The following is a 10620-nucleotide window of genomic DNA, read 5'->3' on the forward strand; positions in this document are numbered from 1 at the left end:
CGCCGCACGCGCCGGCTCCTTGACGGTCGCAGCGATGCCGGCGATCAAGGCGCGGACGAAGCCCTTCACAGCGTCCGGCTTTGCTGCGGCGAAGGCGGGACTGACCACCACGGCGAAGCCATAGGCCTCGCAGCCATAGTCGGCATAACGCAGCACGACCAGATCGGCTCCGGGCACGCCGCGGTCGCGCAGGTTCACCGCGGAGAGATAGTTGAAGCCCGCGACGGCATCGACCTGTCCTGCGGACAGGATCGGCTCGCGCACCGCGGCGCCAATCTTGTGGAATTTGACGCGGGATGCCTTGATGCCGTTCTGCTGCGCCAGCGCCGGCCACAGCCGCATCGACAGATCGCCGTCGGCAACGCCGACGGTCTTGCCGTCGAGATCGGGCAACACATGGATGCCTCGGCTCCTGCGCGCGACGATCGCGTAGGGCGCGCGGTTGAACAGCACGAACACGGCTTTGACCGGCGCCGCATCTTCCTTGTCGCGAAAGCGGATCAGCTCGTTGATGTCGACGAGCGCAAGCTCGCTGTCGCCCTTGGCGACGCGTGCGAGCGCCTCGGGCGATCCGGTTGCGATGCTGAAGGACACGTTGAGACGCTCGGCGCCGAAGCTGCCGTCCTTCGCCGCAAGGAAGAACGGCGCCATGCTCGCGTCCAACGGGCGGTCGAAGCTGAAGTGGATCGCAAGGGAGGGCGCAGCGGTCTCGGCCGCGCTGACATCGCGGGCGATCAGTGTCGCAAGCGGGATCGAGAGGGCCAGCAGGCAACGAAGCGCGATCGACTTGAAGTCCGACATCAGTTGCGTCGGTCCCGCATTGTTATGGTTTCGCGACGCTCGCAGCGCCGGCCGGCAGCCAGTCTGTCCGCGCCAACATGAACGGAGGATGAGCGGCGTTGCGGCATCGTTACGCAACCCCGTTCAGCTTGTGTTGGGGTTCGGGAACCCAACTTAGGTCATGCGGGTTTGATAGGCATGAGCCTGTCCGCAGGCGTCGCATTCCAGGTCCCAAAGGAGGGCCCAAGACATGTTCGAGCGATTCTCCAAGTTTGCGGGCCGAAAGGCCGTTCTTGCCACCGCCGCGGTGCTGGCGCTGACCAGTATTGCCCCGACCGCGTCCTATGCGGGCGGCCGCCATTGGCATGGCGGCGGAGGCGGTGCTGCTGCTGCTGCGGCTTTCGCGGCCATCGGCACCGGTCTCGCCATCGCCGCGAGCCGTGACTCCTACGCTTATGACTACGGTCCGGGCTATGGCTATTACGGCGGTCCGGCCTATTACAGCGGCCCCGCCTATGGGCCGTATTATGGTCCGGGCCCGAACTACCAATATCAGCGCTATGGCGGCACCGCTCCGTCCGAGCTCTGCGGCCAGGGCTACTACCAGAACTGCTACTAGGTTTGGCAGCACAGGTTTGAACAGGACAGGCCGTCGCGGTTGCCGCGCCGGCCTGTTTTCTGCTTTTATTGTCGCGCGTTAACGCGCTCGACATTGCTTTAGAGTAGTTTTGAGTACCATGAGTGATTCGCTTGAGCGGCTATATCTGGCTGTGCTCGCGGCCAGGGATCTTGATCCGGCAACATCGCGTACGGCCCGGCTGTTTCAGCGCGGGCCTTCCAAAATGGCGAAGAAGCTGGCCGAAGAGGCCATCGAAGTCGTGATCGATGCGGTCAACGGCGACAGCGAGGCCGTGATCCGGGAAAGCGCGGACCTGCTCTACAATCTCACAGTGCTCTGGGCCTCTGCCGGCGTGCGTCCCGAGGACGTCTGGCGCGAAATGACGCGGCGTGAAGACATGCTCGGCATCGCCGAGAAGCTGCCGAAATCCTCGATGAAGCTGCCCAAAGTCGCGTCGCCGCGCGTGGCCGCCAGGCGGCCAATTGTCGCGCTCGAGGGCCGCACAGCGCGCAAGCGCCACTAAAGCGCGATGAAACCAGGATGAACGGTCATCGCGCTTTAGCCTCTTGTTTGAGCATGATCTTTTCGGAAAACCGCTGCACACTTTTCCGGATCATGCTCGAAACGCCATAATTCGCCTCAATCTCGGCATGGACAAATCCGTCCCATGGTGCTTCATCGCGGCGCCATGCTGAAACGTATTTACGATTGGTGCATCGACGCCGCCCACAAGCCCTACGCTCTGTGGATCATGGGCGTCGTGTCTTTCGCCGAAAGCTCGTTCTTTCCGGTCCCGCCGGATGTGATGCTGATCCCGATGTCGCTGGCGCGCCCGCAGCGCGCCTGGGTCTATGCGATGGTCTGTACCGTCACCTCGGTGCTCGGCGGCGTGGTCGGCTACGCCATCGGTGCGCTACTGTTCGACTCGGTCGGCCAATGGCTGATCCAGGTCTACGGCCTCGGCGGCAAGGTCGAGGCCTTCCGCGCCTCCTACGCGGAATGGGGCGCGGTGATCATCCTGCTCAAGGGGCTGACGCCGATCCCCTACAAGCTCGTCACCATCACCTCGGGCTTCGCCGGCTACAACATCGTCCTGTTCGTCCTGTGCTCGATCGTCGCGCGCGGCGGACGCTTCTTTATCGTCGCGATCCTGCTCAACCGCTATGGCGACTGGATCCGGGTCAAGATCGAGAAGCATCTCGGACTCGTGGTGGCGGTCGGCGCTGCCGTGCTGGTGCTCGGCTTCGTGGTGGCGGTCAAGCTGATCTAGATCCACGGCGCTTTGCCGCAGGGCCGGCTTCGGCTACGGTTGCCGTCATGATGGTTCGATCCGGCAATGCCGCCGTGCGGCTCGGGACGCTGATGTCAGCAGTGCTGCTCCTGCTCGGTGCTTGCGGGACCGGGTGGGCGCAATCGGCGCCGCCGTCGCTTGGCTTGCAGGAGCAAGGGCCGCAGGCTGCGCCGCCGCCCTCGACGCCCGCACCTGCAGAGAATCCCGGGCTGTTCAACGAAATGGGCAAGCTGTTCGACAAGCTGCCCTCGATCCTGCCGCCGATCAAAAGCCCCAGTGAAACAATGAACGATCTGTCGCGGCTGGCCAAGCCCTCCACCATGGTATCGGGTCGCGTGGCCTGTCCAGCCTCGTCGAACGGTGCGCCCGACTGCAAGCAGGCCGCCGACCAGCTCTGCCAGAGCAAGGGATACAAGGACGGCAAGAGCCTGAATGCCGACTCCGCGGAAAAATGCTCGGCCAAGGTCCTGATTCCCGGCAGGGCTCGCAAGCCGGACGATTGCCGCACCGATACTTTCGTGACCAGCGCGCTGTGCCAGAACTGACGTGAAGGCCTCGCGCGCATGCAGCAAGGAGCGCCCATGAGCCGTACGGAGCAGGACTTCCTCGGACAGCGTGAGATCGCCGACGACATCTATTACGGCGTCCAGACCATCCGGGGTAAGGAGAACTTCCACATCACCGGCATTCCGATGAACCAGGAGCCTTACTTCGTGAAGGCGCTCGGTTACGTCAAGAAGGCTGCCGCCATGGCCAATCGCGATCTCGGTGCGATCGACGCCAAGGTCGCGGACGCGATCATCCTCGGCTGCGACCGCGTCATCGCCGGCGACATGATGGACCAGTTCGTCACCGACTTCATCCAGGGCGGCGCCGGCACCTCCACCAACATGAACGCCAACGAGGTGATCGCGAACCTCGCGCTGGAATCGCTCGGCTTCGGCAAGGGCGACTATCAGCACGTCAGTCCCAACGACCACGTCAATTACGGCCAGTCGACCAACGACACCTATCCGACCGCGTTTCGGCTCGCGCTGATCCTGCGGCTCGAAAGCTACATGACCGCGCTGCGCCAGCTCCAGGAAGCTTTCTTCGCCAAGGGTCGCGAGTTCGACCGCGTCCTGAAGATGGGCCGCACGCATCTCCAGGATGCGGTGCCGATGTCGCTCGGGGCCGAATTCCGGGGATGGGGCACCACGATGGGCGAGGAGGTCGACCGTATCTCCGAAGCGCGGGCGCTGCTGCGCGAGATCAATCTCGGCGCCACCGCGATCGGCACGTCCGTCACGGCGGCGGTCGGCTATCCCAAGCTCGCGGTCCGGCATCTGAGCGCGCTCACAGGCGTCGACTTCATCCTCGCGGGCGATCTCGTCGAGGCGACCTCGGACACCGGCGCCTATGTGCAGCTCTCGGGCGTCCTCAAGCGCACGGCGAGCAAGCTGACGAAAATCTGCAACGACATTCGCCTGCTCGCGTCCGGTCCGCGCGCAGGCTTCAACGAGATCAACCTGCCGCAGCTTCAGCCGGGATCCTCGATCATGCCTGGCAAGGTCAACCCCGTTATCCCCGAGGTCGTCAACCAGACCAGCTTCCTCGTCATCGGGCTCGACACCACGGTGACGCTCGCGGCCTCGGCGGGCCAGCTCCAGCTCAACGTGATGGAGCCGGTGATCTCGTTCGCGCTGTTCTTCTCGATCCGCACCATGGAGCGCGCGGTCAACAGCCTGCGCGAGAATTGCGTCGTCGGCATCACCGCCAACGAGGAGCACACCCGCAACATGGTGCTGAATTCCCTCGGTATCGTCACGGTGCTGAAGCCGCTGCTCGGCTACAAGCAATGCGCCGAGATCGCGCGCGAGGGCTACAAGAGCGGCAAGTCGCTGCACCAGATCGTCGTGGTCGAGCGCAAGCTGCTGACGCAGGAGAAGTGGGACGAGATGTTCTCGTTCGAGCGGCTGATCAATCCGGATCTGATTGCGTAGGTCGTGGTCATCCGCGGCTCTCGCCTCCTCATTGCGAGGAGCCCTTGCGACGAAGCCAGGCTGTCTCCACGGAAAGAGACTGGATTGCTCCGCTTCCGCCTTCGCTCTTCGAGCTTCGGCGGACAAGTCGCCCGCAATGACGGCGAGGACGGATAGCCGTATGCTGTCGGAATTCCGCGCCTTGGAATTGCGGTAACGGCATCCGGCGCGGCGGCACAACGCAATACTTGACAGTGGAAAGATTGCCTTGTTGGTATGGTGCCCAACCTTCCATTGATCGGCCAACAGAGGATCGTTTCGCTATGTCCATGCCTGCGTTGTTCAAGGGACGCCTGTCGATCCCCGTGATCGGCTCGCCGCTCTTCATCATCTCGGTGCCCGATCTCGTGATCGCGCAGTGCAAGGCGGGGGTGGTCGGCTCGTTTCCGTCGCTGAACGCCCGGCCGCCGGAGCTGCTCGACGAATGGCTGGCGCGCATCACCGAAGAGCTCGCGGCCTATGACCGGGCCCATCCCGACCGGCCCTCGGCGCCGTTCGCGGTCAACCAGATCGTGCATAAGTCGAACAACCGGCTCGACCACGATATGCAGCTCTGCGCCAAGTACAAGGTGCCGATGATCATCTCCTCGCTCGGCGCCCGCGAGGAGCTGAACCAGGCCGTGCACGGCTGGGGCGGCATCGTCTTCCACGACGTGATCAACCAGAAGTTTGCGCGCAAGGCGATCGAGAAGGGTGCCGACGGCCTGATCCTGGTTGCGGCCGGCGCCGGCGGTCATGCCGGCACCATTTCGCCGCTGGCCTTCGTCGCCGAGACCCGCAAGTGGTTCGATGGTCCGATCGCGCTGTCGGGGGCGATCGGCAACGGCAAGGCGATCCGCGCCGCGCGCGTCCTCGGCGCCGACTTCGCCTATATCGGCTCGGCCTTCATCGCGACCAAGGAAGCCAATGCGGTCGAAAAGTACAAGGAGATGATTGCCGGCTCGACCGCCGACGACATCGTCTATTCCAACCTCTTCACCGGCGTGCACGGCAACTACCTGAAACCTTCGATCCTCGCTGCCGGCATGGATCCCGAGGATTTGCCGACCTCCGACCCTTCCAAGATGAATTTCGGCACCGACGCCTCCGGCGAGCGCGCCAAACCGAAGGCCTGGAAGGAGATCTGGGGCTCGGGCCAGGGCATCGGCAGCATCGAGGGCGTCGTGCCCGCCGCCGAACTGATCGCGCGCTTCAAAAAGGAGTACGACGAAGCGATCGATCCGCCGTTGTGATCGCTCTCGTGTCCCGGACGCGCTGCAGCGCGCAACGCTGCTGCGCGGAGCCGGGACCCATCGAAGCAACGTATGGACCCCGGATCAGCAGCGCACCGCTACGCGCTGCGCAGCGTCCGGGGAACGTCAACTGAGGCCGATTGAAACGATGACCGCCATCTACCGCGTCGAGGGCAACAGCGTCGTCACCGGCCCGGGTGCCGCTGGTCCCTGGGACCCGCGCATGCAGCACGGCTCGGCGCCGGCCTCGCTGGTGACATGGGCGGCGGAACGCATCCCGACGCCTGTGCCGATGGACGTCGCGCGCCTCACGATCGATCTGATGCGTCCGGTGCCGGTCGGGCCGCTCACGATTGCGACCGAAATCTTGCGTGAGGGCCGCAAGATCCAGCTCTGCGAGATCAGGCTGCTCGCCGACGGCGTGCAGGTGGTCGGCGCCACCGTGCTCAAGATCAGGCGCCAGGCGCTGACGCTGCCCGACGACGTCGAGCAGCCGCCGGTCACGTTGCCCTCGCCTGAGGATTCGCTGGTCGAGGACAGTGTCGCCGTCACCAGCCCGTTCGTGCGATTGGTCTCGATGCGCGCCGCGCGCGGCCGCTTCGGCCAGGCCGGCGCCGGTGCGATCTGGTTTCGTGTCGATCATCCACTGATCGAGGGAGAAGGCATCTCGCAGGCGATGCGCGCCGTGGTCGCCGCCGATTTCTCCAACGGCACCGCCTCGATGCTCGACTTCCGCGCCTGGACGTTCATCAACGCCGACCTCACCGTGAGCTTCGCACGTCAGCCGGTCGGCGAGTGGATCCTGCTCGACGGCGAATCCTGGATTGGTTCCGACGGCGCAGGACTGGCTATGTCCCGGCTAGCCGACCGGCAGGGCTATTTCGGCCGAGCGGTGCAGAGCCTGGTGATCGAGAAGCGGTGAGCGTGACGGTAAGCCCCGGATCGCTCTTTGGCCGATTGAACGGCAGGCTTCCGCCGCCGCGGAAGGGATGCTCGGTCGTGTTCGAAGAGGCATCCTGCCAGTTCACATTCCGTAGAAGATCTTGATCTCCCACAGCACCACGATGATAGCCGTGATCAACGTGACCGCGGCGACTGCACTTTCCAGGGAAGCGACTCTCATCTTACTCTCCGCTTCCCAGCCCCATCAGCGGTCTAGGTGATTCCCCGATTCGCCGGCAATTGCGTGGACGCTGCGCGCGCGCACTCCGTTGCGCGTTGTGGTGTCGGGGCAACAATGACACCGTAGAATCCCGGGGTATTTCACCCCACCATTCGGTCCCGGCCGCTCCAGAAGCCCGCACGCAGCACCTTCTTGTCGACCTTGCCGACGCCGGTCATCGGCAATTGCTTGACGAACTGGATCTGCTTGGGCGCATGCGCAGAGCCTTTTCGCGTCCTGACCAGGTTGATCAGCTCATCCGGATCGGGCCGAGCGCCCTCGCGCGGCACCACGATGGCGGTGACGGCTTCGCCCCATTTCTCGTCGGGGATGCCGACGACCGCGACCATGGCTACATCGGCGTGTTGCGACAGCACGTCCTCGACCTCGCGCGGGAAGATGTTGAAGCCGCCGGACACGATCATGTCCTTCTTGCGGTCGAGGATGAACATGTAGCCGCGCTCGTCCTTCCGTGCGATGTCGCCGGTATGGACCCAGCCGTTCTTCAGCGTTTCGGCGGTGATGTCAGGCCGCTTCCAGTATTCGGCCATGACATGCGGGGCGCGCACGCAGATCTCGCCGGCCTCGCCCGTCTTCACCTCCTGATCGTTGTCGTCGAGGATCCTGACCTCGCAGGCCGCGATAGGGAAGCCGCAGGACAGAAACAGTTCGGGCGTCCTGGGATCGTGATCCGCCTTGCGCAGCACCGAGACCGGATAGCATTCGGTCTGGCCGTAGAGCTGCGAGAACACCGGTCCGATGCGCTCGATGCCCTCGACCAGCCGGCTCGGCGACATCGCGGACGCCCCGTAGAGCACCAGCTCGAGTGAGGACAGATCGCTCTTGCCCAGCGCGGGATGGTCGAGCAGCACGTAGATCATGGTCGGCACGAACAGCGTGAAGTTGATGCGCTCGCGCGCGATCGTGGCCAGCACGGTCTCGGGATCGAATCCCTTCAGCATGTGGACGGTGCCGCCGCGCATCAGGGTCGGCAGCACTTTCGTGCCGGCGACATGACTGATCGGCGCGACCGTGAGGTAGCGTGCGGCGTCGGGGATCTCGAAATCGGCGAGGATCGCAGCGGCGGCTCCGGCATTCTCGCGGTGATAGCGCAGCGCGCCCTTGGATTTGCCGGTGGTGCCGCCGGTGTAGTTCAGCGTCGAGAGATCGTCGAGACTGGCGAGGCACTGCGCGCTGGCGTGTCCCGCGCTCTCGATCGCCGCCAGCAGATCGGCACCGTAGCCGGCCGGCCCCATGGTGAAGACTGCCTTGAGTCGGCTCGCTCTCGCGGCGAGTTCGCCGCCGCGGTCGCGGAAGGCGGCCGCATCGACCACCAGCATCTCCGCCTCGGAATCCTCGAGCTGGAACAGCTGGTCCTCCAGCGATCCCAGCGGATGCAGCCAGGTGATGCAGAGCCGCGACAATTGCGCGGCGACGCCGGCGCACCAGGTGTCGGCCCGGTTCGCGGTGAGGAAGGCGACGCGCGCGCCCACCTGCAATCCAAGCCGCATGAACACGCCCTGGATGCGTCCGATCAGGTCGATCGTGCCTTGATAGGTCAGTGATCCCTCAGGCCATGCGAAAGCGGTGCGGCCGGGATAGCGCGACAGCGCCCGCAGCGTCTGCGCGCAAGTCGGGGACGATGCGTGGAGCGGATCGGACATATGTTTCCTCTTTGCTTGTCACCGGCTTCTGGCGTGCCAATGTTGCGGATGACGCTAGCACAGGAACTGCGGGATGAAACGACAAAGCCCGTGCGGCGAGGCAAGAGCGACAAGGAGAATTGAGTGACATCCGATCGACTGCAACGCTTTCGCGATCGTCTCGCTTTGCCTTTGATCGCAGCGCCGATGTTCCTGGTGTCGGGCGTCGAGCTCATGATCGCGGCCTGCCGCAACGGCGTCATCGGCAGCTTCCCCACCGTGAATTGCCGCAGCACGGACCAGCTCGATGAATGGCTCACCGCGATCGAAACGCGGCTGCGCCAGCACGAGGATCAAACCGGCCGCAAGGCAGCGCCGCTCTGTCCGAACCTGATCGTGCACCGCTCCAATGCGCGGCTGGAGCAGGATCTCTCCGTGCTGCTGCGACATAGGCCGGAGGTCGTCATCACTTCGGTCGGCTCGCCCGCGCCGGTGTTGAAGCCGCTGCACGATGCCGGTGCGCTGGTGCTGGCGGACGTCGCTTCCATCCGCCATGCCGAACGCGCGGCGGAAGCAGGTGCCGACGGGCTGGTGCTGCTCACCGCGGGCGCCGGCGGGCAGACCGGCTGGCTCAACCCGTTCGCCTTCGTCCGCGCGGTCCGTGCATTCTACGACGGCATCATCGTGCTCGCGGGCGGCATCAGCGACGGTCATGCGCTGCACGCGGCCGAAGTGCTCGGCTGCGATCTCGCCTATATGGGCACGAAGTTCATCGCGACACGCGAGAGCATGGCGGACGACCGCCACAAGCTGATGCTGGTCGAAAGCAGCGCCGACGACATCCTGCTCACCACCGCCTTTACCGGCCTGCAGACCAGCATGCTGAGGCCTTCGATCGTGGCCGCAGGGCTTGATCCCGACGATCTGCCGGCGCGCGGCACGATCGACATCGCTGAGGATATCGACGTCGCCGCGCGCGAAAACCGGCCGAAGCGTTGGCGCGACATCTGGAGCGGCGGGCACTCCACCTCGGGCGTCAACGATGTGCTCCCTGTCGACGATCTCGTTGCGCGGACGGCGGTCGAATATCGAGAGGCGAGGACACACCTCTCCCCGTAGAATTGCGGAAAGGCAGGGGCCGTTCGTCCCGATCACAGTTAATCGAGCGCTCGCTCGAAACGCCCCACTTAACGGCAGATTAACCAACGCCCGCCAAGAATCCCCTCACGGCCACCAATCAGGGCCGAGAGGGACAGGCGATGGACTTCGATTATCTCAACACCAAGACGGCGGCTTCGCTGGACGAGATCCGCGTTCGCGTTGCCCATGCCCTGGCCCGCCACCCGCTGTGCCGCAACGTCCGTTTCGACATCGTCAGCGTCCCTCGCACCCGCCGGGGCGGCAACTGGACGGTGGCGCTGCAATCGGTCGAGCCGCGCGCGGTCTGGGAGGCCTCGGAGATCGTCGCCGACATCCAGGATGCCTACGACCTGTCGGCAGCGGCCTGATTTCCTTGAGTTTTCCGGGCGATGTCGCCGCAGTCCGCGCGATTACCGCCGCAACGGCACGGTTAAGCCTTAATTATCGCCCAGTTTCCGGGCAGTGATCACGTGGACTTGAAGTCGGACGCGGAGAGACGTTTGTCCAAAGCCATCACCATCGTTGTCCTGACCTGCTTCCTCGTCCTGGGCGCCGCCACCACCGCCATTCTTGGCCGCGACAGCGTGCCCAGCGTCAGCGAAGAGATGATCTCGCAGACGCCTCCGCCGAAGCCCCTCGCAGCCAACCGCGCCGCCAAGGCCGATCGTCTGGTCCCGACCCTGGCCCTGGCTTCGGCCGCGATCGAGCCGGTCCAGGTGCCGGCCGACAGGC

General features: G+C 64.7%; 11 protein-coding genes and 1 pseudogene. 10 read left to right on the plus strand and 2 right to left on the minus strand.

Annotation, left to right across the window (positions count from 1 at the left end; translation table 11 throughout):
• The coding region (locus MOV74_RS19990) for an ABC transporter substrate-binding protein (RefSeq protein WP_246925920.1) at positions 1 to 801 on the minus strand (801 nt) is incomplete at its 3' end.
• Positions 802 to 1030: 229 nt separating this feature from the next.
• On the opposite strand from MOV74_RS19990, the gene MOV74_RS19995 reads away from it, so the two are divergent.
• The 7 genes from MOV74_RS19995 (at position 1031) to MOV74_RS20025 (ending at position 6865) form a co-directional block, all read left to right on the plus strand.
• The gene (locus MOV74_RS19995) at positions 1031 to 1399 is read left to right on the plus strand and encodes a hypothetical protein (RefSeq protein ID WP_246925921.1); all 369 of its coding nucleotides are present in this window, start codon (positions 1031 to 1033) and stop codon (positions 1397 to 1399) included.
• A gap of 118 nt (positions 1400 to 1517) precedes the next feature.
• Positions 1518 to 1922, plus strand: coding sequence for a phosphoribosyl-ATP diphosphatase (gene hisE / locus MOV74_RS20000; RefSeq protein WP_246925923.1), 405 nt, complete (start codon positions 1518 to 1520; stop codon positions 1920 to 1922).
• Positions 1923 to 2066: 144 nt separating this feature from the next.
• Complete coding sequence (locus MOV74_RS20005; protein WP_246925924.1) at positions 2067 to 2669, plus strand: YqaA family protein; 603 nt, start codon at positions 2067 to 2069, stop codon at positions 2667 to 2669.
• 47 nt (positions 2670 to 2716) lie between these two features.
• Entirely contained in the window at positions 2717 to 3235 is a 519-nt protein-coding gene (locus MOV74_RS20010; RefSeq protein ID WP_246925925.1) for a hypothetical protein, read from the plus strand.
• A gap of 36 nt (positions 3236 to 3271) precedes the next feature.
• On the plus strand, positions 3272 to 4672 hold the full coding sequence (locus tag MOV74_RS20015; protein ID WP_246925926.1) for an aspartate ammonia-lyase: 1401 nt from the start codon (positions 3272 to 3274) through the stop codon (positions 4670 to 4672).
• A 302-nt stretch (positions 4673 to 4974) separates the two neighbouring features.
• Positions 4975 to 5943 carry a nitronate monooxygenase family protein gene (locus MOV74_RS20020; protein ID WP_246925927.1) on the plus strand — a complete coding sequence of 323 codons (969 nt, stop codon included), beginning with the start codon at positions 4975 to 4977 and terminating at the stop codon, positions 5941 to 5943.
• A gap of 148 nt (positions 5944 to 6091) precedes the next feature.
• Positions 6092 to 6865: a thioesterase family protein gene (locus tag MOV74_RS20025; RefSeq protein WP_246925928.1), complete on the plus strand. Its 774-nt coding sequence runs from the start codon at positions 6092 to 6094 to the stop codon at positions 6863 to 6865.
• Positions 6866 to 7206: 341 nt separating this feature from the next.
• Here MOV74_RS20025 and MOV74_RS20030 read toward each other — a convergent pair whose 3' ends face one another.
• Positions 7207 to 8769: an AMP-binding protein gene (locus MOV74_RS20030; RefSeq protein ID WP_246925929.1), complete on the minus strand. Its 1563-nt coding sequence runs from the start codon at positions 8767 to 8769 to the stop codon at positions 7207 to 7209.
• Between the two features lie 123 nt (positions 8770 to 8892).
• Between MOV74_RS20030 and MOV74_RS20035 the strand changes: the two genes are divergently transcribed.
• From MOV74_RS20035 to MOV74_RS20045, 3 genes and pseudogenes are all read left to right on the plus strand, one after another.
• Positions 8893 to 9867: a nitronate monooxygenase family protein gene (locus MOV74_RS20035; RefSeq protein ID WP_246925930.1), complete on the plus strand. Its 975-nt coding sequence runs from the start codon at positions 8893 to 8895 to the stop codon at positions 9865 to 9867.
• Between the two features lie 140 nt (positions 9868 to 10007).
• Complete coding sequence (locus MOV74_RS20040; protein ID WP_063200334.1) at positions 10008 to 10256, plus strand: hypothetical protein; 249 nt, start codon at positions 10008 to 10010, stop codon at positions 10254 to 10256.
• A gap of 132 nt (positions 10257 to 10388) precedes the next feature.
• Positions 10389 to 10620 (plus strand): annotated as a pseudogene (locus MOV74_RS20045) (hypothetical protein); the annotation flags it as partial.

Origin of the sequence: Bradyrhizobium sp. SHOUNA76, from assembly GCF_023006445.1 — a bacterium.
Taxonomy (GTDB): domain Bacteria; phylum Pseudomonadota; class Alphaproteobacteria; order Rhizobiales; family Xanthobacteraceae; genus Bradyrhizobium.

What these genes read in the sequence shown, in the direction of transcription:
- MOV74_RS20015 (WP_246925926.1), top strand. Translation starts at nt 3,272, where the DNA reads ATGAGCCGTACGGAGCAGGACTTCCTCGGACAGCGTGAGATCGCCGAC.
- MOV74_RS20010 (WP_246925925.1), top strand. Translation starts at nt 2,717, where the DNA reads ATGATGGTTCGATCCGGCAATGCCGCCGTGCGGCTCGGGACGCTGATG.
- MOV74_RS20020 (WP_246925927.1), top strand. Translation starts at nt 4,975, where the DNA reads ATGTCCATGCCTGCGTTGTTCAAGGGACGCCTGTCGATCCCCGTGATC.
- hisE (WP_246925923.1), top strand. Translation starts at nt 1,518, where the DNA reads ATGAGTGATTCGCTTGAGCGGCTATATCTGGCTGTGCTCGCGGCCAGG.
- MOV74_RS20040 (WP_063200334.1), top strand. Translation starts at nt 10,008, where the DNA reads ATGGACTTCGATTATCTCAACACCAAGACGGCGGCTTCGCTGGACGAG.
- MOV74_RS19995 (WP_246925921.1), top strand. Translation starts at nt 1,031, where the DNA reads ATGTTCGAGCGATTCTCCAAGTTTGCGGGCCGAAAGGCCGTTCTTGCC.
- MOV74_RS20025 (WP_246925928.1), top strand. Translation starts at nt 6,092, where the DNA reads ATGACCGCCATCTACCGCGTCGAGGGCAACAGCGTCGTCACCGGCCCG.
- MOV74_RS20030 (WP_246925929.1), bottom strand. Translation starts at nt 8,769, where the DNA reads ATGTCCGATCCGCTCCACGCATCGTCCCCGACTTGCGCGCAGACGCTG.
- MOV74_RS20005 (WP_246925924.1), top strand. Translation starts at nt 2,067, where the DNA reads ATGGTGCTTCATCGCGGCGCCATGCTGAAACGTATTTACGATTGGTGC.